This window comes from Burkholderia vietnamiensis LMG 10929, assembly GCF_000959445.1.
Lineage (GTDB): Bacteria > Pseudomonadota > Gammaproteobacteria > Burkholderiales > Burkholderiaceae > Burkholderia > Burkholderia vietnamiensis.
This window is the reverse complement of record NZ_CP009632.1, coordinates 208698-231490: the sequence shown is the minus strand read 5'-3', so window position 1 is coordinate 231490 and position 22793 is coordinate 208698. Positions and strand designations below refer to the sequence as shown.

22 protein-coding genes are annotated in these 22793 nt (G+C 69.4%); 5 read left to right on the top strand and 17 right to left on the bottom strand.

What is annotated here, in order from left to right:
• Window position 1: 1 nt before the first annotated feature.
• The 7 genes from AK36_RS25885 to AK36_RS25855 all read right to left on the bottom strand — a co-directional run bounded on the left by AK36_RS25885 (window position 2) and on the right by AK36_RS25855 (window position 7721).
• Entirely contained in the window at window positions 2-1198 is a 1197-nt protein-coding gene (locus AK36_RS25885; RefSeq protein ID WP_011879843.1) for a glycosyltransferase family 9 protein, read from the bottom strand.
• On the bottom strand, window positions 1195-1806 hold the full coding sequence (locus AK36_RS25880) for a D-glycero-alpha-D-manno-heptose-1,7-bisphosphate 7-phosphatase (RefSeq protein WP_011879842.1): 612 nt from the start codon (window positions 1804-1806) through the stop codon (window positions 1195-1197). The genes AK36_RS25885 and AK36_RS25880 overlap by 4 nt, the downstream gene beginning before the upstream one ends.
• Window positions 1797-2546, bottom strand: coding sequence for an SDR family oxidoreductase (locus AK36_RS25875; protein ID WP_011879841.1), 750 nt, complete (start codon window positions 2544-2546; stop codon window positions 1797-1799). The genes AK36_RS25880 and AK36_RS25875 overlap by 10 nt, the downstream gene beginning before the upstream one ends.
• Before the next feature lie 191 nt (window positions 2547-2737).
• Entirely contained in the window at window positions 2738-3265 is a 528-nt protein-coding gene (locus AK36_RS25870) for a hypothetical protein (RefSeq protein ID WP_043292740.1), read from the bottom strand.
• A complete protein-coding gene (locus AK36_RS25865; RefSeq protein ID WP_045579929.1) occupies window positions 3207-5885 on the bottom strand; it encodes an ABC transporter transmembrane domain-containing protein in 2679 nt (892 codons plus the stop codon). Before AK36_RS25865 ends, AK36_RS25870 begins: the two co-directional genes overlap by 59 nt.
• Window positions 5886-6049: 164 nt before the next feature.
• Window positions 6050-6901, bottom strand: a complete 852-nt coding sequence (locus AK36_RS25860; RefSeq protein WP_011879838.1) for a BON domain-containing protein — start codon at window positions 6899-6901, stop codon at window positions 6050-6052.
• Between the two features lie 472 nt (window positions 6902-7373).
• On the bottom strand, window positions 7374-7721 hold the full coding sequence (locus AK36_RS25855; RefSeq protein ID WP_011879837.1) for a hypothetical protein: 348 nt from the start codon (window positions 7719-7721) through the stop codon (window positions 7374-7376).
• A gap of 255 nt (window positions 7722-7976) precedes the next feature.
• On the opposite strand from AK36_RS25855, the gene AK36_RS25850 reads away from it, so the two are divergent.
• Window positions 7977-9566: a hybrid sensor histidine kinase/response regulator gene (locus AK36_RS25850; protein WP_045579556.1), complete on the top strand. Its 1590-nt coding sequence runs from the start codon at window positions 7977-7979 to the stop codon at window positions 9564-9566.
• A gap of 4 nt (window positions 9567-9570) precedes the next feature.
• On the opposite strand, the gene AK36_RS25845 is transcribed toward AK36_RS25850, so the two are convergent.
• The 5 genes from AK36_RS25845 to AK36_RS25825 all read right to left on the bottom strand — a co-directional run bounded on the left by AK36_RS25845 (window position 9571) and on the right by AK36_RS25825 (window position 12358).
• Window positions 9571-9906, bottom strand: coding sequence for a four-helix bundle copper-binding protein (locus AK36_RS25845; protein ID WP_011879835.1), 336 nt, complete (start codon window positions 9904-9906; stop codon window positions 9571-9573).
• A 29-nt stretch (window positions 9907-9935) separates the two neighbouring features.
• Window positions 9936-11141 (bottom strand): zinc-dependent alcohol dehydrogenase, encoded by a 1206-nt coding sequence (locus AK36_RS25840; RefSeq protein ID WP_045579555.1) that lies wholly within the window; start codon window positions 11139-11141, stop codon window positions 9936-9938.
• 200 nt (window positions 11142-11341) lie between these two features.
• Complete coding sequence (locus tag AK36_RS34430; RefSeq protein ID WP_224383405.1) at window positions 11342-11785, bottom strand: hypothetical protein; 444 nt, start codon at window positions 11783-11785, stop codon at window positions 11342-11344.
• A complete protein-coding gene (locus tag AK36_RS25830) occupies window positions 11782-12051 on the bottom strand; it encodes a YkvA family protein (protein ID WP_011879832.1) in 270 nt (89 codons plus the stop codon). Before AK36_RS25830 ends, AK36_RS34430 begins: the two co-directional genes overlap by 4 nt.
• A gap of 49 nt (window positions 12052-12100) precedes the next feature.
• The gene (locus AK36_RS25825) at window positions 12101-12358 is read right to left on the bottom strand and encodes a hypothetical protein (RefSeq protein ID WP_043292589.1); all 258 of its coding nucleotides are present in this window, start codon (window positions 12356-12358) and stop codon (window positions 12101-12103) included.
• Window positions 12359-12849: 491 nt separating this feature from the next.
• Here AK36_RS25825 and AK36_RS25820 point away from each other — a divergent pair, with 491 nt between their 5' ends.
• Both AK36_RS25820 and AK36_RS25815 read left to right on the top strand, forming a co-directional pair.
• On the top strand, window positions 12850-13923 hold the full coding sequence (locus AK36_RS25820; RefSeq protein WP_011879830.1) for a Dyp-type peroxidase: 1074 nt from the start codon (window positions 12850-12852) through the stop codon (window positions 13921-13923).
• Window positions 13916-14731, top strand: a complete 816-nt coding sequence (locus AK36_RS25815; RefSeq protein WP_011879829.1) for a family 1 encapsulin nanocompartment shell protein — start codon at window positions 13916-13918, stop codon at window positions 14729-14731. The genes AK36_RS25820 and AK36_RS25815 overlap by 8 nt, the downstream gene beginning before the upstream one ends.
• Window positions 14732-14945: 214 nt before the next feature.
• On the opposite strand, the gene AK36_RS25810 is transcribed toward AK36_RS25815, so the two are convergent.
• On the bottom strand, window positions 14946-16367 hold the full coding sequence (locus AK36_RS25810; protein ID WP_045579553.1) for a purine-cytosine permease family protein: 1422 nt from the start codon (window positions 16365-16367) through the stop codon (window positions 14946-14948).
• A gap of 314 nt (window positions 16368-16681) precedes the next feature.
• Here AK36_RS25810 and AK36_RS25805 point away from each other — a divergent pair, with 314 nt between their 5' ends.
• On the top strand, window positions 16682-17605 hold the full coding sequence (locus AK36_RS25805; protein WP_043292739.1) for a LysR substrate-binding domain-containing protein: 924 nt from the start codon (window positions 16682-16684) through the stop codon (window positions 17603-17605).
• A 22-nt stretch (window positions 17606-17627) separates the two neighbouring features.
• On the opposite strand, the gene argE is transcribed toward AK36_RS25805, so the two are convergent.
• From argE to AK36_RS25785, 4 genes are all read right to left on the bottom strand, one after another.
• Window positions 17628-18791, bottom strand: coding sequence for an acetylornithine deacetylase (gene argE, locus AK36_RS25800; protein WP_011879826.1), 1164 nt, complete (start codon window positions 18789-18791; stop codon window positions 17628-17630).
• Window positions 18784-19461 (bottom strand): DUF1028 domain-containing protein, encoded by a 678-nt coding sequence (locus tag AK36_RS25795; RefSeq protein ID WP_045579552.1) that lies wholly within the window; start codon window positions 19459-19461, stop codon window positions 18784-18786. The genes argE and AK36_RS25795 overlap by 8 nt, the downstream gene beginning before the upstream one ends.
• Window positions 19458-19913 (bottom strand): RidA family protein, encoded by a 456-nt coding sequence (locus AK36_RS25790; RefSeq protein ID WP_011879824.1) that lies wholly within the window; start codon window positions 19911-19913, stop codon window positions 19458-19460. Before AK36_RS25790 ends, AK36_RS25795 begins: the two co-directional genes overlap by 4 nt.
• 91 nt (window positions 19914-20004) lie before the next feature.
• Entirely contained in the window at window positions 20005-21348 is a 1344-nt protein-coding gene (locus tag AK36_RS25785) for a flavin-containing monooxygenase (RefSeq protein ID WP_045579551.1), read from the bottom strand.
• A gap of 351 nt (window positions 21349-21699) precedes the next feature.
• Here AK36_RS25785 and trpS point away from each other — a divergent pair, with 351 nt between their 5' ends.
• A complete protein-coding gene (gene trpS / locus AK36_RS25780; protein WP_011879822.1) occupies window positions 21700-22713 on the top strand; it encodes a tryptophan--tRNA ligase in 1014 nt (337 codons plus the stop codon).
• The last annotated feature ends 80 nt before the right edge of the window (window positions 22714-22793 follow it).

The following is a 22793-nucleotide window of genomic DNA, read 5'->3' as shown; positions in this document are numbered from 1 at the left end:
GTCAGCTCCTGGTGATGGCGTGCGCGAAGGGGATCACGTTCGAGGCGTTCACCGCGACCGGCGCGGCGCCGTGTGCGGCGGCGCGCGCGGCCGCACGCAGCGCATGACGCTCGCTGCCGCGCAGCAGCGCGTGCGTCGCCGCGACGACGTCATCGACGCTCACGCCGAGCAGGCACGGATGCCCCGGTTGATCGCACACGCTGCGATAACAGTTGCGGCACGGCACATCGACGTTCAGCACGCGGTGCGGCACGCGCCACGGCGTGTGCTGCGGGTTGGTCAGCGCGTACAGGTCGACGACCGGCGTGCCGAGCGCGGCCGCGAGATGCACGGGGCCGCTGTTGTTCGACAGCAGCAGGTCGGCCGTTTCGATCAGCGCGCCGAGCTCGCCGAGCGGCAGCGCGCCGGCGAGCGGCACCGCGCGCGGCCCGGCGCGCTCGCACACGGCTTCGACCAGCGCGCGCTCGCTCGCGCTGCCGGTCACCGCGATGCCGTCGAACAGCGGCGCGAGCCGCGCGGCCGCCTCGCCGAAGCGCTCGGCCGGCCAGCGCCGCGACGCGGCGCTCGCGCCCGGATGCACGACCAGCCAGCGCGCGCGCGCCGGGTCGCGCGGCCCGCCGAGCCGTTGCAGCGCCGCGCGCAGCCGCGCGTGCAGCGCGCGGCGCGCGGCGTCGCCGGGCTCGAACGCCATGCGCCAGTCCGAGGTCGTCGCGCCGATCGAGCGCACCAGCGCGAGCTGGCGCGCGACCTCGTGGCGCACGTGCGATTCCGGCTCGGTCTCGGGCACGCGGTCGGTCAATAGCTCGTACGGATTCTCGCGGCAATGCGCGAGCCGCAGCGGAATGCCCGCGAGCCAGCACATCATCGCGGCCGGCAGCGGGCTCTGGCTGTAGACGGTGAAGATCACAGCCGCATCGAAGCGCCCGGCCAGCAGGCGGTCGACCATGTCGAGATCGGCCACCGGATCGCCGCGCGCTTCCGGATGCTTGACCCACGGCGCGTCGTACGTCCACACGTCGTCGACCATCGGCAGGTGGCCGGCGAGCGCCGCGCCGCTGCGCGACGTCAGCAGCGTGAGCTGGCGGCCGCGGCCGCCGTCCTTCAGCGCGCGCAGCGCGGGCGTCGTCATCAGCACGTCGCCGAGGCTGTCGAGGCGCACGCACAGGATCCGGCGCGCACGATCCCAGGCGGTGCTCATCGCCGCACCCACGTGCCGTGACGCCGCGCGACCTCGCGCACGACGATGTCGGCCGCGAGATCGAGCCGGTCGACCACGTGGTGCGGCGTGCGTGCGGCGTCGAGCCGCCATTCGGTCTCGTTGCCGCAGTCGACCAGAATCGTGCCGCAGCGCGCGGTGCGACCGGCCTCGACGTCGTCGAGGATGTCGCCGATCATCCAGCTCGACTCGGCGAGTGCGCCGAGCGTCGCGAGCGCGCGCCGGACCATCCCGGGGCGCGGCTTGCGGCAGATGCAGTCGCAGGTGTAGCGCGGCACGCTGCCCGCCGGGTGATGCGGGCAGTAAAAAAAATCCGCCAGCGCCGCGCCGTTCTCTTCGAACAGTTCGGCGAGACGCTGACGGACCGCGCCAAGCTTCGATTCGGGGAAGTAGCCGAGCGCGACGCCCGGCTGGTTCGAGACGACCGCGATCGGCATGCCGGTCGCGCCAAGCGTGCGCAGCGCGCGCGCGGCGCCGGGCGCGAGCCGCATGCGCGCGGGATCGACGTTGTACGGCACGTTCTCGAGCAGCGTGCCGTCCTTGTCGAGCAATACGGCGCCGGGCAGCCGGCGCTCGCGCGTCAGGGCCATGACGTCTCCTTCATCGGCAGCACCATCAGCTCGGGCACGACGGTGCCCGGCGGCTGCGTCAGCACGAAGCGCACGGCGGCCGCGACGTGCTCGGGCGGCTGCAGCGTGTCCTCGTCGATGTCGGGGAAGCGGTCGAGCAGGAACGGCGTGCGCATCCCGCCGGCGACGATCGCCGAGACGCTGACGCCCGCGGGCCGCAACTCCGCATGCAGCGCATGCGACAGCCCGAGCAAGCCCCACTTGGTCGCGTGGTACGCGGAGGCGTTCGGCCACGCGCGCTTCGAGGCGGTCGACGCGATGTTGACGATGTGCCCGCTGCCACGCGCCTTCATGATCGGCACGGCCGCGTGGCACATCAGATACGGGCCGAACAGGTTGGTCATCATCACCTGCTGCCAGGCGTCGACGCTAACGTCGTCGATCGGCGCGGTCACGTCGATCGCCGCGTTGTTGACGATCACGTCGAGATCGCCGAGCGCCTCGCGCGCGTCGTGCACGACCTGCAGCACCGACGCTTCGTCGCGCACGTCGAGCGGCCGTCCGATCGCCTGTCCGCCGTGCCGCGCGAGGCGCTGGGCGACGGCTGCGGCGCGGTCGCCGTCGAGATCGGCAACGATCACGTGCGCGCCGTACTGCGCAAGTTCTTCGCAAATGGCCTCGCCGAGGCCACGGCCACCGCCGGTGACGAGTGCGGTGCGGCCGGCGAGCGGCGGTCGGGCTGAATCGTGAGTCGCGTTCACATATACCTCCTGCAAGCGGTTCGAAGAAATCCTGAGGATCGAGGCCGTGACACTTGTCGGAACAAGTGTCGATGCGGGGGAGTACAGCGAGAAGCGTGCCACTGCCGGGGCGCCCGCGCCGCATCGCGCTGGCGCGCGCGCCCGCTGGCTTTTTTATAACCGGCTGTAAAAACCGGCCCGCAAGCGCGCGCTCAGATCGCGAGCGCGTCCGGCGTGGCCTGCGCGCGATGCTTCGCGACCGCGCGCAGGCAGTGCGCGATGCAGCCGGCGAAGGCTTCGTCGAACCAGGGCTGCGCGCCCGACACGCCCACCACGATGCCGTGCTGCGCGACCGCGCCCCACAGGTTCGTGTCGCCCGCGCGCAGCCGGTACGGCTCGAGCGCCTGCACGACGTGGCCGTCGCGGCCGGTTTCCCACGACAGCCGCGCCTTCGCGCGGGCGTATGCGCGGTAGTCGGCATCCCAGTCCTTCGGATCGGGCAGCGAGAACTCATACAGGATCGCGTCTTCGAACGCCGCGTCATGCGGGCCGATCGCCGGGTCCATGATGACGATGTGCAGACAGCCGCTGTCGCCGACGAAGTCGCTCTGCAACGCCGCCGACAAGGTCGGCAGCAACAGCTCGACGGCCGCGACCGCGGCCTGACGGTCGGCGAACGCGCTACCGCCGCGCTGCTGCGTCGGCGTTTCGGGAATCGTCGGGTTCAGAAGGTTCGGCATGTATCTCTCCAGTGGAAGTTGCGAGCGCGCGCAGCGTCGCGATCAGGTCGGCCGCTGCCGCGGGCTTGGTCAGGTAAGCATGGAATCCCGCTTCCACCGCGCGCGTGCGGTCGCGCTCGCGCGCGTGGCCGGACAGCGCGAGCGCTTCGAGCGGTGCGCGTCCGTCGCGCGGGCGCTCGGCGTCGAGCTGGCGCACACGGCTCATCACCGCGTAGCCGTCGTCTTCGTCGTCGCCGAGGTCGATGTCGCAGACGAGCAGCGCCGGCCACTCCGCGCGCCGCGTGCGCCACAGATCGTCGAGCAGCGCCTGCCCGGACGCGAACGCGTGCACGTCGGCGCCGGCCGTCTGCAGCAGCGCGGTGAGCGCCTCGCGCGCCTCGTCGTGATCGTCGACGCATGCGATGCGCAGCCCGTCGAGCGGCTTCGCGCCCGCGGGCTGCGCGTCGGCCAAGGCCGGCGCGACCGCGCTCATCGGCAGCGCCAGGTGCAGCGTCAGGCCGTTGTCGTCGCGTTCGCGCACGACGTAGCCGCCCGCCTCCTCGATCGCGGTCTGCAGCGGGTCGAGATCGACCAGCGACAGCTCCGGCGCATCGACGCCCGCGCACGTGATCGTGATGCGCGCGTCCGGGTCGTGACGCGCGGTGTGCACCTCGAGCTGGCCGCCGCCGCTCGCGTCGATGCCGGCGCGGCACATTTCCCAGACGAAACGCCGCAGCGCGGCCGCATCGGCCTTGACGACGAGATCCTCGTCCGCCAGCTGGCGAAACACCGGCACCGCGCGCTGCGCGGCCGCGTCGGCGAGCGAATCGAGCACCTGGGCAACCAGCGGATTGATGCGCACCGGCAGCCGCGCGAACTTCGCTTCGGTGCGCTCGAGCTCGCGCTGCTTCGCCTGCAACGCCCACATCTGCGCATAGACGCCGCCGCTCGCGAGCAGCTCGTCGTGCGTGCCCTGCTCCACGAGGCGGCCGTGCTCCATCACGAGAATCCGGTCGGCATCGACGACCGTCGACAGCCGGTGCGCGATGATGAGGCTCGTGCGGTGCTGCGCGACGCGCATCAGCTCCTGCTGGATCGCGCGCTCCGAGCGCGTGTCGAGCGCCGACGTCGCCTCGTCGAACACGACGATCGGCGGCGCCTTCAGCAGCGCGCGCGCGATCGCGACGCGCTGCCGCTCGCCGCCCGACAAGCGCACGCCGCGCTCGCCGACGCGCGTGTCATACGCGTCGGGCAGCCGCTCGATGAACGCGTCGAGCTGCGCGCTGCGCGCGGCCGCGATGATTTCCGCGCGGGTCGCGTCGCGCTTGCCGTAGCCGATGTTGTACGCGAGCGTGTCGTTGAACAGGATGGTGTCCTGCGGCACGATGCCGAGCGCGTCGCGCAGGCTGCGCTCGGTGACGAGGCGCAGATCCTGGCCGTCGATGCGGATGATCCCGGCGTCGGGCTGGTAGAGGCGGAACAGCAGCCGCGCGAGCGTCGACTTTCCCGAGCCGCTGCCGCCGACCACCGCGACCGACTGGCCGGGCTCAATCCGGAACGACACGTCCCACAGGATCTGCCGGCTCGGCTCGTAGCCGAAGTCGACGTGCTCGAACTCGATCGCGCCGCCGCGCACCACGAGCGGCTGCGCGCCCGGTGCGTCGCCGTCCTCGCCCGGCTTGCCGCGCGCGTCGAGCAGCCCGAACAGCCGCTCGATGTTGGTCAATGCGTCGTTCGCCTCGCGGAACACGAAGCCGAGCGCGTTCAGCGGCAGGCTGATCTGGATGATGTACGCGTTGATCAGCACGAGATCGCCGACCGTCATCGTGCCGCGCGCGACGTGCTGGCCGGCGAGCAGCATCACCGCCGCGATGCCGGCGCCGATGCAGGCGCTCTGGCCGATATGCAGCGTCGACAGCGCGTACTGGTTGTCGACGCCGGCGTCGCGCCACGCGTCGAGCACGCGCTCGAGGCGGCTGCGCTCGACGTCCTCGCGCGCGAAGTACTTCACCGTATCGACGTTCAGCAAGCTGTCGACCACGCGGGAATTCGATTCGGCCTCCAGCGCGTTCACGCGGCGCTGATAACGCATCCGCCGCCGCGTCAGCGCGATCGTGTACGCCGCGTAGACCGCGAACGTGACGAGGATGATCGCGGTGAAGCCGCCGCCGTACTTGCTGATCACGATCACCAGCACCGAGCCGATCTCGATCGCGGTCGGCACGACGGTGAACACTGCGACGCCGAGCAGATAGCCGATCCCGGCCGTGCCCTTCTCGAGGTCGCGCACCACCGCGCCGGTTTCGCGCTGCGCATGAAAGCGCGCGCCGAGCCGATGCAGGTGGCCGAAGGTGCGGGTCGTGAACGACGCGACGGTGTGCTGCGTGACCTGCACGAACGTCATGTCGCGCACTTCGTTCAGGGCGTTCGCGGCGAAGCGCACCACCGCGTACGCGAACAGCAGCCACACCGGCAGGGCCATCGGCTGGCGCGCGGCGCCGCCGAAGCCGTCGATGATCTCCTTGAGCAGCAGCGGCACCGAGATGGCCGCCGCCTTCGCGAGCACGAGCAGCGCGACCGCGGCGAGCACACGCGCGCGGTACTGCCAGATCGCGCGCCACAGCTCCAGTGCGATGCGCATGCGCAGGCCGCGCCCGCGGCGGTCGCGGCCGGCTTCGCGCGCGCCGGCGCCGCGCGTGTCACGATCGTCGCCCGTGCCCCGAAGCAGGTCGTCGGTCCCGTTGTTCCCGTTGGTCATGCGTACGATGTCGGTGTCCTTGGTCTATCGGTCGCGCGCATCGCCCGTCAATGGCGCGGCTCGCGGTCGGCGCCGTTTTCATCGCGGCGGGCGGACCCGGACTCCGGCTCGGGCTCGCGGGTGTTCGGGTTCGGCCGGGTCGGCGTGACCGTGCGTTGCGACGGACGCAGCACCTTGACCGTGTCGTGTTCGCCGTCGCGACGCACGCGCACGCGGTTCTCGACGTCGCGCACGCCCATGCAGTCGTCGGAGAGATCCTCGATGTCGTGCTTCATCCAGCGCGTCGGCACCGTGCCCTCAAGCACGACGCAGCCGTCGCGGACCTCCACGCTGACGTCGCTCACGTCGATCTCGAGCGCGCGCGCCAGCCGCTCGCATACGTCCTCGCGAATGCGCTCGTCGGAACGCGTGTAGCCCTTCGGGCCGGTGCGTGCGCGCATCGCGCCGCCGCCGAAACGCGACAGGTCCGGCGCTTCGCCGTGCCGGTCGCCGGGTCGGTCGCGTGCGTCGGGCGGGTCGTAGCCACGTTCGCCGCGGTAGCCCCCGGTACGCCATTGCGGTTCTCCGCCGCGCTCGCCGCCCGCGCGTTGCGGGTCGCGACGACGTTCGCCGTAGCCGCGGCCCGGCTCGCGCGCGCCGGCAGGCGCATCGCGCCAGCCGGCGCTGCGTTCTTCGGCCGGCGAACGCGCGGCGCGCTCGCTCCATTCGCTGCCCCAGTCCTCCGGGCCGACGTCCTCGCTCCTGAACCGGTGGTATGCCGATTCGTACGCTTCTTCCGGCCACGGCGACGGCTCGTCGGTGATACCGCGCCCCACGCCCCGGTACGCGCGTTCGTCGCGCTCCTGCCAGTCGGACGAGCGACTACGGCCGCCCTGCCCTCCGGGATATCGTCGTTGCATGGTGTCTCTCCTGGTTCGCGCCCGTTGCACGCACGGCCCGATGCCGCATCGCGGCGCGCGTCGATGCAAGGGTTGCAAGCTGCGTGCCGCATTGGTTGCGGCTGCGGCCAGCGAGGGCCCTTGCGGTGACGGGATCGACGTGGTTCTGGCGGTTGTCGGCGTGTTCGGCGTTCTCGGCGTTCTCGGCGTTCTCGGCGTTCTCGGCGTTCTCGGCGTTCTTGCGGTTCTTGCGGTTCTTCCGGTTCCCAGCGTGCTCGGATGCCCGCGCCCCCGGCGCTCGCGCCAGCGGTCCCTACAAAAACGCCGGAGGCACGCCATTCAGATACCGCCGGCCCACGCGTCCCTGCACCAAGCCGTACCCGACCACCGCCACCTACCCCACCGGCCGCCCGTCATCGAAAGCCCCTACCCAGGCCGCACTATCTGCAACGCGATTGCAGTTTTTTCGCATGCACCGATCGCAAGCCGCCCGCTAGACCGACCCGGCATCCGGATCGTCGGTATTGCCCGGTTCGCTCAGCCGCTCGGTGTGATCCGGTTCGATGTCCGCATCTTCGTCGAGCCCCGCGTCGCCGTCCGCGGACGCGCGCTCGCCGGTACCCGCACGGTCCGTGTCGCTGTCGAGCGCCGCGTCGCCGCGTTCGAGCGCGTGCTGGTCGAGCGGCGAATCGACGTCGAATGCGTGACGCCGCGCGCCGACCGTATCGCTGCCGCTGTCCGACGAGTCGCTCGGCCCGAGCGCCCGTCCATCGCGGCCGCGTCGCTCGTTGTCCTCGTCGGGGCCGATCGGCTCATTGTCGGGGTCCAGTGTGCTGTTCATGTCGATGCCCTCTCGTAACGGTGAAGCGCCGCCGAAGGCCGCCGTACGGGCCGCAGCGGGCAGGTGGCAGCGCTGCGCAATCGGCATGCCGGGCCGGCCGCTCGCAGGGGGCACGCGTGATGCGCACCCATTCATCAGGGGAATTGAGTACCCTTATGGTTTCGACCGGGTCCATTCGATTCCAACAATTGCCGCAGCGGCGCACCCGGCGTCGGCCGGCCGCCGCTCGCGCGAGCCCTTTCATTAGCCGTTCCGATGACACAAGACGACGCCATTTCCGACCCGCATCCGCCACTCGGCCCCGCCGATGCACGCGATCTCCTGCACCGCTTCGCCGAATTCCGGTTCGAGACGGTCGTCGGCGCGATCACCGACTACGCCGTATTCATGCTCGACCCGCAAGGCAACGTCGCCACGTGGAATCGGGGCGCCGAGCGCATCAAGGGCTATCTGCCGGCCGAGATCCTCGGCCATCATTTTTCGCGCTTCTATCCGCCCGAAGCGATCGCGGCCGGCCGGCCCGCGTTCGGGCTGCAGGAAGCGGTCGCGCACGGCGGCTTCGAGGACGAAGGCTGGCGCGTGCGCAAGGACGGTTCGCGGTTCTGGGCCAGCGTGACCATCACCGCGGTGCGCGGGCCGGGCGGCCAGCTGGTCGGCTTCATCAAGATCACGCGCGACATGACCGAGCGCAAGCGGCTCGCGGAACTCGAAGCGTCGACGCATCGGCTCAGCGTGTTCATCGCGATGCTCGCGCACGAGCTGCGCAACCATCTCGCGCCGCTGCGCCATTCGGTCGGCGTGCTGCAGAGCCTGCCCGAGCCGGCGCCCGCGCTCGCGCAGTGCCGCGACGCCGTGCATCGCCAGGTCGGGCAGCTGACGCGGCTCGTCGACGATCTGCTCGACGTCGGCCGCATCACCGCCGGCAAGCTCGAGCTCGACACGGCGCCGGTGACGATCCGCGATCTCGTGTGCCGTGGCGTGGAGAGCGTCCAGCCGAAACTGGCGGCGCGCGAGCAGCACCTGCGCGTCGACGTACCCGACGCGCCGCTCGTCGTGCGCGGCGATGCGGCGCGGCTCGTGCAGGTGCTGCACAACCTGCTCGACAACGCGTCGAAGTTCTCGCCATACGGCAGCCAGATCGACATCGGCGCGCGCATGGAGGACGGCGCAGCCGTGATTCGCGTCAGCGACCGCGGCATCGGCATCGCGCCCGGCGCGCTCGAGTCGATCTTCGACCTGTTCGACCAAGGCAACGCCACCGGCACGCTCGCATCGGACGGCTTCGGCCTCGGCCTCGCGATCTGCCGGTCGTTCGTCGAACTGCACGGCGGCGCCATTTCCGCGGAAAGCGCCGGCCCCGGCCAGGGCGCGACGTTCGTCGTGCGGCTGCCGGCCGAGCCCGCCGACCAAGCAACCGCGCTCGAAGCGTCAGGCGCGCGCAGCATCGCGCCGCCCGCTGCCGAGCTGCTGCGCATCGTCGTCGTCGACGACAACCGCGACTCCGCCGATACGCTCGCCGTGCTGCTCGAAGTGAAAGGCCACGCGCCGCGCGTCGCGTACAACGCCGACGACGCGCTCGCGCTCGCGCGCGAGTTCGCGCCGCAGCTGATGCTCGTCGACCTGTCGATGCCCGACGTCGACGGCTTCACGCTGCTGCGCGAACTGCGCGCGATGGATACGCTGGCCGGCACGACCTGCGTCGCGCTGTCCGGCCATGCGCGGCCGACCGATCGTGCGCGCACCGCGAGCGAGGGCTTCGACGATCACCTCGTGAAGCCCGTCGAGATGGCGGTGCTCGACGCGCTGCTGGAGCGCGTCGCCCGCAACGCTCACGCGAACCGCTGAACCCTCACGCCGCCATCGCCCGGCACATCGCCGCGCAGGCTTCGCAGGCCTGCGCGCAGCGCCGGCAGTGCTCGTGCGCATGGCGGCCGCATTCGGCCGCGCACGCATCGCACGCCTGCGCGCACAACGCGCACACTTGCGGCGCGAGCGTGCTGCGCCGTGCCATCGCGCCCGACGCGACGCGGCACAACTGCGCGCATTCGATGTCGAGCGCGATGCAGCGGGCCAACGGGTTCGTGTCGGATTCGGCGAGGCATCCGGCCGCACACGTGTCGCATGCGCGCGCGCATGCGTCGCACGCGGCGATGCAGTTGTCATAGGAAGCGTTCGTTTCGTTCATCGCAGTACTCCTCGTGATGGTTGCATCGGTCAGGGCGTCAGCTTCACTTTCATCCAGCCGGGCTCGCGCACGTCGAACGCGCGATACGCGTCGATCGCGTTGGTCAGCGGCTCGCGGCACGTGAGCACTGCGGCCGGGTCGAACGCGCCGCTGCGCACCAGCTCGATCAGATGCGGCGTGATGGTCCGGTGATTGCAGTTGCCCATCTTGATCGTCAGGTTGCGGTTCATCGCCTCGCCGATCGGAAACACGCGGGCCTGCGCCGGATACACGCCGATCACCGACACCGTGCCGGCTTTCGCGACCGCGCGCACGGCCCATTGCAGCACCTGCGACGGCCCGTCGCCCGGCACCCAGTTGCGGCCGTCCGGCTTGCGGCGCGGTGCCACCGCGTCGACTTCCGTGTCGAAGGTGCGCGCCGCGTCCGCATCGGCCGCCGCGGGCCCATGCGTGGCGCGCATCGCGTCGACGCCGACCGCATCGATCGCGCGGTCCACGCCGATCCCGCCGGTAAGCCGCAGCACCGCGTCGACCGGATCCTCCTCGGCGAAGTCGATCGTCTCCGCGCCCTGTGCGCACGCCATGTCGAGCCGCGACGCGATGCGGTCGATCGCGAACACGCGGCCCGCGCCCATCAGCTTCGCGCTCGCGATCGCGAACTGGCCGACCGGCCCCGCACCGAACACCGCCACCGTATCGCCCGGCTTGATCTCCGCGAGCTGGGCGCCGAAGTAGCCGGTCGGGAAGATGTCGGACATCAGGATCGCGCGGTCGTCGTCGATCGAATCGGGCAAGCGGATCAGGCTCGCATTCGCAAGCGGCGTGCGCGCGTATTCCGCCTGCAGTCCGTCGAATGCGCCGGTGTCGGCCGGACCGCCAAAGAACGCGGTGCCCGCGCGCGGGCCGCCCGGATTCGCGACGTCGCATTGCGCGGTGTAGCCGGCGCGGCAATACGCGCAGCTGCCGCACGCGATGGTCGACGGGATCAGCACGCGGTCGCCGCGTTTCAGATTGCGCACGTCGCGTCCGACCGCCTCGACGATGGCGACGCCCTCATGGCCCAGAATCGTGCCCGGCTTCATGCCGCCGAGCGTGCCGCGCACCATGTGCAGGTCGGTGCCGCAGATCGCGCTGGCCGTCAGCCGCACGACCGCGTCGGTCGGCTGCGCGAGTTGCGGGTCGGGCACCGTATCGATGCGGATATCGCCGATGCCGAGAAATACCACTGCTTTCATGTCAGGCCCTCCTTGTCGAAAGTGGGAACGGTCCGGGGACCGTCGCACTGTTCGAGCAAAGCACGCGCCTGTTGCGCGCGGGGGGGCAACGCAGTGGAGTGATGCAGGTGAAACGTCGATCGCGAAGCACCGATTCAGCGGTCCATCGGCGGCACCGTGGTGATAACGGGCGCCGCCTGCCATCCGACGGGCGCGGCGGTTCAGGCCGTGTCGTGGTCGTGACGCGGATACCGGCGTTCCACGCTATGAGGCGTTTCGTCGGTGACGGGCTTGAGCGCGAAGCGACGTTCGGGCAACGTCTTTTCCGTATGGAACGCCTCGGGATACTCGACACGCAAGCGCTTGATGACATCGTCGAGGAGCATGCCGCCCTGACGCTTCGCCTCCTGCAGTTCCTTACGCGTCGATGCAGGCAGAAAGAACCCACACCCGATGTCGTTCTTCGTGTCACGCCCCTTGCTAGTTCTTGCGATTTCCGTTGGAACGGTGGCAGCACGTCGGCACTTCGCTGCGACGCAGGCCACACGTAGCGAAGCCCTTGAAATCCACGCGTGACATTCAAGGGCTTCCGGGTCGATCGTCGCCTTGCTTACGGGATCGACTTGAAAATCAGTGTACTGCGCGGTGTCGCGCGCAACTGTCAAGCATCTTCAGGATGGGGCCGTGCCAACGTGCGACGCATCGACACAGGCAGCCCGAGGACGAGCATGTGGAGCGCCAACGGCACCAGCACGCCGTCGTCGACGAAACCCAGCACGGGCATCGCGAAGTTGAACGGCTCGAATGCGTACAGCGCGACAACCGCAAGCGCCGGAATCAGCCACACCGGACGATCCGGGTGAGCGAGCGCACCGTACAACACGCGCAGATCGTGTCGCGCAGTTTTCCAGAGCATCAGCAGACGCTTCATCGTGGGATTCTCCGTTATCGAGCCGGTATCTTGATAGTTGCGCGTGCATTCATTTTCGCGGCGCGACGTGAGCCGGCCGCGTCGCGTCTATGATATTCAGCATGACGTATTGTGCCACGGCGATCGGCAGCACCGCCGTGATCAACGCGACGATCTTGCGACGCCGGCTACGCCCGCCCTCAGGCCGCGCCGCGATACCCGTGTCCGGGCGCGAGTAGCTCAACGCCCGCAAGTCGCCGATTCCCTTGCTGTTGTCGTGCATCGCCTTCATCGGCATCAGCGCTCTCCGTTCATGTCGTTCGTCCATGCGAGTTCATTGGATGCGATGCGTCCAATTGCCGTTGTACATAAATCACTCGTGTCATTCTCTATACGGCCCTAACGACGCGCGGCTCGGCCGGTATGCAACGCCACCGACCGGCGTGCTTCATGCCGTATTGGTCGGCCCGACGTTAAATGCCGCACGGGTTCGGCATACCAGCAAGGGACTGAAACCATCGGACGCCCCGCCCGCCGAAGCTGCCCGGCCGAAGCGCACCGCCGATCGCGGCAACGGCTCCCGGCGGCCTCCGCATTCCCCCCCTCATGTTCCAAAGATCCGTCGAAACTGCTAGATTGCAGGCTCGACGCTGTTACGCAGCGCGCGCAACGAAGCCGGGCGAATGCACAGCACCCGCCGCCCATGCGCGCACGACGTCCTTCATTCGCATGTCACACAGCCCAAAGAGAACCGTCGCATGACTCAGTCCAACCGTTCGTCTGCGTGTGCCGCGATCTGCGCGGCCCGCGCGTCCCGACATGATTGACCGCCAGCCCGCGATGCAGACCGGCTCCCCGCTCCCGCAGGCCGTCCACAGTCCGATCACGCGCAGCGCGATCTTCGTCGTGGCAACCGTGAACCCCGGCGCCGGCCATGCCGACACCATCCGTGCGTGGTGCAGCGACGTCGCCGCGCTCGTGCGCTCGGTCGGCAAGCGCGTGCCGGAGGGCAAGCTGTCGTGCGTGTGCGGCTTCGGCGCCGCCGCGTGGGACACGCTGTTCGGCGAGCCGCGGCCCGCGTCGCTGCATCCGTTCCGCGAATTCGGCGGCGGCGAGCGCGTCGCGATCGCAACGCCGGGCGACATCCTGCTGCACATCCGCGCCGACACGATGGACCTGTGCTTCGAACTCGCGACGCAATTGCTCGGCGCGCTGGGCGACGCCGTCACCGTCGTCGACGAGGTGCACGGCTTTCGGAACTTCGACCAGCGCGCGATGATCGGCTTCGTCGACGGCACCGAGAACCCGGAAGGCCGCGAAGCGGTCGACTTCACGGTGATTGGCGACGAAGACGCCGACTTCGCCGGCGGCAGCTACGTGATCGTGCAGAAGTACCTGCACGACATGGCCGGCTGGAATGCGCTGCCGGTCGAGACGCAGGAGCGCATCATCGGCCGCACCAAGCTGTCCGACATCGAGTTGCCGGAGAATGTGAAGCCGTCGTGCTCGCACAGCTCGCTGACCACGCTCGACGACAACGGCCAGGAAGTGAAGATCCTGCGCGACAACATGCCGTTCGGGCGGCCGGGTTACGGCGAATTCGGCACCTATTTCATCGGCTACGCGCGCTCGCCGGCGCCGATCGAGCAGATGCTGGAAAACATGTTCGTCGGCCGCCCGCCCGGCAACTACGACCGGCTGCTCGACTACAGCCGCGCGGTCACCGGCTCGCTGTTCTTCGCGCCGTCGGCCGACCTGCTGGAAACGCTGGCCGATCGCGCCGCGCCGGCCGATGCCGGTGCCGTCGCGCCGCCCGTCCCCTCATCGCCCGAGCCGCGTCGTGACGGCTCGCTGAATATCGGATCGCTGAAAGGAGCTCCTATCCATGAATAACCTGCACCGCGAACTCGCGCCGGTTTCGGCGTCCGCATGGCAGCAGATCGAGGAAGAAGTCGCACGCACGTTCAAGCGCTCGGTGGCCGGGCGCCGCGTGGTCGACGTCGAGGGGCCGGCCGGCCCCGCGCTGTCGGCCGTCGGCACCGGGCACCTGTGCGACGTCGCCGCCCCGCGCGAGCTGGTGAGCGCACGGCTACGCGAAGTCCGCACGATCGTCGAACTGACGGTGCCGTTCGAGCTGAGCCGCGATGCGATCGACAGCGTCGAGCGCGGCGCGCGCGACGCCGACTGGCAGCCGGCCAAGGATGCCGCGCAACGGCTCGCCTTCGCGGAAGACGGCGCGATCTTCGACGGCTATGCCGCGGCCGGCATCGTCGGCATCCGCGAAGGCACGTCGAACCGCAAGCTCGCGCTGCCGGCCGACGTCAGCGCATATCCGGACGCGATCAGCGACGCGCTCGAGGCGCTGCGGCTCGCCGGCGTCGACGGCCCGTACTCGGTCGTGCTCGGCTCCGATGCCTACACGGCGCTGAGCGAAGCGCGCGACCAGGGCTATCCGGTCCTCGGCCACATCAAGCGCATCGTCAGCGGCGAGATCATCTGGGCGCCCGCGATCAGCGGCGGCTGCGTGCTCTCCACGCGCGGCGGCGACTATGAACTGCATCTCGGCGAAGACGTATCGATCGGCTATACGAGCCACACCGACAAGGTCGTGCGCCTGTATCTGCGCGAGACGCTCACGTTCCTGATGCTGACGGGCGAGGCGTCGGTGGCCGTCACGCCGCAGGGCAGCGCCGCCGTCTGACGTCGGCTCTGCGCGCGACGGCCTTACTCGGCGTCGCACGCATCGGGCGCCTCGCCGGGGTGGCCCGGCGGCGACGGCGGGCAGCCATGCGATCCGATCGCACGGCAACCACCCGCGACGAAGCGCACGGCATGGCCGGTTCGCACCGGCCATGCCTCATCGCCCGCCACCACGGCGACCGCCGCTTCGCCCGACCCTCTCTGCACTCACCGCGTCACCGCGCCGACGACGACGGCAACTGCGCGCCCGTCTGCCGGCGCCGGTACGCGCTGTCGCGCGTCGCGAGCCAGTAGTACAGCGGCGAGGTCAGCAAGAGGCCAACCAGCCACGACAGATCCGCGCCGCCCAGATGCGCGGGAATCGGACCCGCGTACATCGGCGTATTCATGAACGGAATCTGCACGACGATCCCGATCGCATACGCGAGCAGCGCCTGCGGATTGAAGCGGCCGTACACGCCGCCGTCCGCGGTGAAGATCGCGTCGATGTCGTACTTGCCCTTGTGAATCACGTAGAAGTCGATCAGGTTGATCGCCGTCCACGGCACCAGCACCACGAGCAGCGCGAGCACCAGATCGACGAGATTGCCGACGAAGTTCGTCGACGCGCCGATCGCCGCGTAGCAGCAGCCGACGAAGATCACGACCGACAGCACGGCGCGCGCCTTCGCGGTCGGAATCCAGCGGTACGCGAAGGTCTGCACCGACGTGATGACCGCGAGCACCGCGCCGTACAGGTTCAGCGCGTTGTGGCTGATCACGCTCAACAGGAACAGCACCAGCATCAGCGGGCCGAGCGGGCCGGTCGCCTGCTTGACGGCGTCCATCGTGTCGACGCCGGCCGGCACCGCGAGCGCCGCGACCGCGCCGAAGATGAACGCAAGCGTCGAGCCGATCGTGCAGCCGAGATAGGTGGCCCAGAACGTCGACGCGACGCCGACGTCTTCCGGCAGATACCGCGAATAGTCCGACACGTACGGCGCGAACGCGATCTGCCACAGCGCCGACAGCGAGACCGTCGCGAGCCAGCCCGCGAAGTCGAAGCCGCCGCGCGTGAAGAAATCGGCGGTGCTCACGTGCGACAGGATCATCCAGAAGCCGACCAGGATGCCGATGCCGAGCACCCACGTGCCGATCCGGTTGAGGATGTGGATGAACCGGTAGCCGACGATCCCGATCAGCCCCGAGCCCACCGCGCCGATCACGATCCCGACGGGCACCGGCACCGACGATGCGATGCCGTGCACCGACTTGCCGGCCAGCACGATGTTCGATGCGAAGAAGCCGACGTACATCACCGCCGCGATCACCGTGACCAGCAGCGCGCCCCACGAGCCGAACTGCGCGCGGCTCTGGATCATCTGCGGAATGCCCATCTGCGGGCCTTGCGCCGAATGCAGCGCCATCAGCACGCCGCCCACCGCCTGCCCGACGACGATCGCGACGATCGCCCACATCAGGTTCAAATGAAACAGCTGCACGCCGAGCGCGCCGGTCACGATCGGCAGCGGCGCGATGTTGCCGCCGAACCAGAGCGTGAACAGGTCGCGCACGTTGCCGTGGCGTTCCGCGGGCGGCACGTAGCCGATCGTGTGCTTCTCTATCATCGATGACGCGTTGCGATCCGCGGTCGTCATGGTCAAGTCTCCTGTCGTGCGCAGTAACGCGCGCCTGCCGTGTCGGCCGGCGCGCGAGCGTGCGTGCCGGCAATCAGGTCCGGATGCGCGGCGAGGCGCAGCACGTGCGCGCATTTGTCGCGATCCGGATTGGAGACGATGGTGCGCCACGCGCGTCGCGACCCGAAAATACTAAAAATATTTCCGAGACATACGAAAAAGCTCTGCAGGGGAAATTTCGGCGCCGCGCGGGTTCGGGTAAGGTGCTACGCATCCAGCGGACAGCATGCGCTGCGCGGCGGCACGCGCCGCCGCGGCGCGTATCAGAGGTGCTCGTGGCTCACTACACTTTGCGGCAACTGAAATATTTCGTGACGACGGTGGAGTCCGGCAGCGTCGCCGAGGCGTCGCGCCAGCTGTTCATCGCGCAGCCGTCGATCTCCAGCGCGATCAAGGGGCTCGAGGAAAGTTTCGGCGTGAAGCTGTTCATCCGCCATCACGCGCAGGGCGTGTCGCTGACGCCGGGCGGCACGCGTTTCTACCGCAAGGCGCAGGAGCTGCTGCGCATCGCGCACGAGTTCGAACAGAACGCGCTGGCCGACAACGACGTCGTGACCGGCCAGATCGATATCGGCTGCTTCGAGACGGTCGCGCCGCTCTATCTGCCGCAGCTGATCGCCGGCTTTCGCGAGCGCTATCCGGGCGTGAACATCCGGCTGCGCGACGGCGAGCAGCACGAGCTCGTACAGGGGCTCACCGCCGGCACGTTCGACCTCGCGTTCCTGTACGACCACGACCTCGACGGGACGATCGAGACCGAGCCGCTGATGCCCGCGCAGCAGCCGTACGTGCTGCTGCCGGAGAACCACCGGTTCGCGGAACAGACGCACGTGTCGCTGCGCGAGCTGAGCGTCGAGCCGATGATCCTGCTCGACGTGCTGCCGAGCCGCACCTATTTCGTCAGCCTGTTCCGCGAGCTCGGGCTCACGCCGAACATCGTGTTCGCATCGCCGTCGATCGAGATGGTGCGCGGGATGGTCGGACAGGGCTTCGGTTTCTCATTGCTCGTCACGCGCCCGCATTCCGAATACACCTACGACGGCCGGCGCGTGGTGACGGTCGATCTCAGCGAAACGGTGAGCCCGTCGGGGCTCGTGAGCGCGCGGCTCAAGCGCGGGCAGCTCACCAAGCAGGCGCAGTCGTTCGTCGACTTCTGCCGCCAGCGGCTTGCGCAGATCGTCGAGCAGACGGGCCGGTAGAAACGTGCGGCCGCCGCGACGATCACGCGGACGCAGCGACGTGCGAGACGAGACGCCCCAACATCGCGTCGCATCCGTGCAGCTGTTCGAGCGTGACGAACTCGTCGGGCTTGTGCCCCTGGTCCATGCTGCCCGGCCCGCACACGACGGTTGGCATGCCGGCCGCGCCGAACAATCCGCCCTCGGTGCCGAACGCGACCGTGCCGAATGCGTCGGAACCGCTGAGCATCGCGATCAGCCGCGCCGCGTCGCTGTCCGGCGCCGTGGCAAGCCCCGGATAGGCGCCGAGCGCTTGCAGACGGATATCGGTGTCGGGCTGCACCGCGCGCATCCTGGGCAACAGCTCGCCTTGCGCGTACTGCTGCAACTGGCTCGGCACGTCGTGCGCGTCGAAGCTCGGCAGCGCCCGCACCTCGAAATCAAATTCGCATTCGGCCGGCACGATGTTCAGCGCGCGGCCGCCGCTGATCAAGCCGGTCTGCACGGTCGAGAACGGCGGATCGAAGCGCTCGTCGCGATGCTCGGGCCGCGCGAGCGCCGCACCGATTTCGCCGAGCCGGGCGATCAGCTTCGCCGCGTAGTCGATCGCGTTGACGCCGAGCGGCGCATACGCGGAGTGGCACGCCGCGCCCTTCACGTGACACCGCATCGCGAGCTTGCCCTTGTGGCCAAGCACCGGCTGCAGCCCGGTCGGCTCGCCGATCACGCACACGCGCGGGCGATGCTCGCGCCCGGCGAGCGCTTCGAGCATCGGCCGAACGCCGACGCAACCGATCTCCTCGTCGTACGACAGCAGCAGATGCACCGGTGTATGCAGCGGCCGAGCGACCAACGCCGGCACGGCCGCGAGCATCGACGCGATGAAGCCTTTCATGTCGGCCGTGCCGCGCCCGTACAGGCGGCCGTCGCGCTCGGTCAGCCGGAACGGCTCGACCGTCCAGGCCTGCCCGTCCACCGGCACCACGTCCGTATGCCCGGAAAGCGCGATGCCGCTGCGATCGCGCGGCCCGATCGTCGCGTACAGGCTCGCCTTGGTGCCTTCCGCGTTGTAGAACAGCTCGCTCGTCACGCCGTAGCCGTCGAGATAGTCGCGGATGAAGTCGATCATCGCGAGATTCGAATCGCGGCTGACCGTCGCGAAGCCGACCAGCCGCGCCAGCAGCATACGGCTCGACGTGTCACTCATCGCCGGGCACTCCGTAGCTCGGTGCGGCGGTCGGGTTCAGCGCGCGCGTCTGGTAATCCTGCATCTGCGGGCAATACGCGCGCCACAGCGCATCGAGCTGCCCGATCGGATCGGCATCGGCCCAGTCGACGCGCAGGTCGACGATCGGCCAGGTCACGTCGCCGGCCACCGTCAACGCCGCCGAATGCACCGGGCCGGCCTCGCCGCCCGCCGCGACCGCCGCATGCAGCGCGGCGAGCAGGCGCTCGGCCAACAGCCCCGGCGCCTGTTCGAACGCACGCGCCATCGCGTCGATCACGGCCGGCGCGGTCAGCAGGTTGCCGGCCGCCACGCATTGCTCGCCTTGCACCGCGTGATGCGTGCCGAGCGCCTCGCTGCCGGTGAAGCACGCGGTGCGGCCCTGCGCATCGATCGCCGTCACCTGTCGATACTGGCTCCAGCCGTTCGCGTTCAGCGCGCGATCGAGCGCGGCGGCCGGCGCCAGTTGCTGATGCTCGATCAGATCGAGGGTCTGCGGGCCGAGCGCGGGCAGCGTGACGTTCTGCGTCGCCACTGCGCCGACACCCGCCCGCACCCATGGGCAGCGCGCGCCCACCGCGATGCTCGACGAGCTGATCGCGATCCCGAGCTGGCCCGTTTCGGCGCAGCGGCCGACGATGGAGAACGTCATTGCGCCTCCCGAGCCTGCGGCTGCGCCGGCTGCCAGTTGTCGGGAATCACGGCGATCACGTCGATCTCCATCAGCCACTGCGGCTGACCGAGCGCCGACACGACGAGCCCCGTCGAGATCGGATAGACGCCCTTCAGCCACTTGCCGACTTCCCGATACACCGGCTCGCGATAACGCGGGTCGATAAGATAGGTGGTCGTCTTGACGATGTGCGTGAGGTCGCTGCCGGCTTCCTCGAGCAGCTGCTTCACGTTGCGCATCGCCTGCTCGGCCTGCGCGCGCGGATCGCCGAGGCCGACGAGGTTGCCGTCGAAATCGGTGCCGACCTGGCCGCGCACGTAGACGGTATTGCCGGCCCTGACGGCCTGGCACAGGTCGTTGTCGAGCGTCTGGTTCGGGTAGGTATCCTTCGTGTTGAACATGCGGATACGGGTGTGCGTGGGCTGGCTCATCGCGGTCCTTCGAATGTCGGTGGGTTCGCGCGCCGCGCCTGCGGCGGCGCGGCGACGTGCGGATGGAGGCGCGCTCGCGGCGCGCCGCGGTTCAGTCGATCGCGTCGACGACCGGGCGCGCAGCGGCCGGTGCGAGGCGCGCGTCGTCCTGCCGGGCGCTCGCGTGGCCGCGCCGTTGCGCTGCGTCGTGATAGTCGACGTACTTGCGCTGCGTGGCGATGTGGTCGGCGATGTGCTTCGCGTCGTGCCACACGCCCCAGATGAAGCTGGAGCCGCGTCGCGACAGCCACGGCAGCCCGACGAAATAGATGCCCGGCTCCTTCGACACGCCGCGCTGATGCTGCGGCTTGCCGTTCGCGTCGAACGCATCGACGTTCAGCCAGCCGTAGTCCGTCGCGTAGCCGGTCGCCCATACGATCGACGTCACGCCCGCGCCGGCGAGGTCGAGCGACAGGAGCGGGTTCGTCACGCATGCCGGATCGGGCAGGATGCGACGCGCCTGCGGCTCGGCGGGCAGCTCGAGCCCGTTGCGGGCCGCATACGCATCGGCCGCGTCGAGCAGCGACAGATAATTGTCGTCGCCGCGCGCGAGATTGATCGCGAGATCGGGCTCGAACGCCGCGACGCCGCCGTCGAACGATTTCGTCAGCCCGACCAGCGTCACGCCCCGATTCGCGAGCGCACGAAAATCGACCGTGTGGCCGCCGCGCGCGCCGCTCACGGCGATCGTCACGTGTTCGCGGCCGGGCGTCGCCGCTTCCTTGTCCCATTCACCGAGCACGCCGAGCCACCAGCAGAAGTCGCGGCCGCGATACGCGCGCGGCGGACGATCGTGCGGGCCGACCGACAGATACACCTGCCGGCCGGCGCGCTGCAGCTCGTCGGCGATCTGCACGCCCGACGAGCCCGCGCCGACCACCAGCACGGCGCCGTCCGGCAACTGCGCCGGATTGCGATAGTGCGCGGAATGGATCTGGTGGATGCGTGCATCGTCGGGTGCGATCGGCGGAATGACCGGGCGCTGGAACGGCCCCGTCGCGACCACCACGCGCGTCGCCTCGATCGTGCCGTCGGACGTCTCGACGACGAAGCCCGGCTTGCCGGCGTTACGCACGACGTTCTTCACGTCGACGCCGGTGCGAATCGGCGCGTCGATCTTGCGCGCATAGGCGTCGAAGTAATCGGCGACCTGATCTTTGGTTGCGAACGCATCGGGATCGAGGCCCGCGAATTCCAGGCCGGGGAAGCGGTCGTGCCATGCGGGGCCGTTCGCGACCAGCGAATCCCAGCGCGCGGTGCGCCAGCGCTCGGCGATGCGGTCGCGCTCGAGCACGAGATGCGGCACGCCCAGCTTGCCCAGATGCTCGCTCATCGCGACGCCGGCCTGTCCGGCGCCGACCACCAGCGTATCGATCGAAGTTGTTTCCACTACCACGGCTGTCTCCTTGAAGTGCGGCCCGCTGCGCTGCGCGTGTCGTCGCGCGACCGGGAACGGAGACATTCTGCTGACACGCCGACGCGTGCGAAACGATCATTTTTGTGGTTGTTGACGAGCAAAAAGCTTGGGGCGACGGAGCGCGAACGGCCGCGGCCGGCGCGCTGCGCTATACTTGCGCGATGGAAACCCGACCTGCCTCGCCGAACCTGCATCGCTGGTGGCGCGCCTGACCCAGGCGGCCCGTTTCCTCTTGCATGTCCCGAACGTGATGCCGCCAGCCATGGCGGCATCGTCGTTTCTGCGGCTGCGTCATGGTTGAAGGCGGCGATAACCCGGAACCCACTCGTCATGACGCACCCTGCCCGACCGATCATCCTCACCGGCGACCGCACCACCGGCCCGCTGCATCTCGGCCACTACATCGGCTCGCTGCGCGCACGCGTGCAGATGCAGCACGACGCGACGCAATTCCTGCTGCTCGCCGACACGCAGGCACTCACCGACAACATGGGGCGCCGCCAGCGCGTCACGGAAAACGTGATCGAGGTCGCGCTCGACTATCTGGCCGTGGGCATCGACCCGGCGCTGTCGACGATCGTCGTGCAGTCGCAGGTGCCCGAGCTCGCCGAGCTGTCCCAATACCTGCTCAACCTCGTCACGGTCGCGCGCCTCGAGCGCAATCCGACCATCAAGGAGGAGATCCGGCTGCGCGGCTTCGAGCGCGACATCCCGGCCGGCTTCCTCACCTACCCGGTCAGCCAGGCCGCCGACATCACCGCGTTCAAGGCGACCCACGTGCCGGTCGGCGACGATCAGCTGCCGATGATCGAGCAGACCAACGAACTCGTGCGCCGCTTCAACGCAACGGTCGAGCAGCCGGTGCTGGTCGAATGCGAGGCCGTGCTGTCGGCCGTCACGCGGCTGCCCGGCATCGACGGCAAGGCGAAGATGAGCAAGTCGCTCGGCAATGCGATCACGCTCGGCGCGACGCCCGACGAGATCACGCGCGCGGTGAAGGACATGTATACGGATCCGAACCATCTGCGCGTGAGCGACCCCGGCCAGGTCGAGGGCAACGTCGTGTTCACGTTCCTCGACGCGTTCGAGCCGGACGTGCAGAAGGTCGACGAGCTGAAGGCGCACTATCGCCGCGGCGGGCTGGGCGACAGCGTCGTGAAGCGGGTGCTCGACGAGCGCCTGCAGGCGCTGATCGAACCGATCCGCGCGCGCCGCCGCGAATTCGAAGCCGACAAGGCAGAGGTGATGGCGATTTTGAAGCGCGGCACGATGCATGCACGCGGCGTCGCAAGCACCACGCTCGCGCAGGTGAAGCGCGCGATGGGGCTCACGTACTTCGATTGAGCCGGCGCTTGGGCGCTCGTGAGCCACGGGCGCCGCACGGCGCCCGGACGGCTCACAAGGTCGCCTGCCGCCGCGCGCGA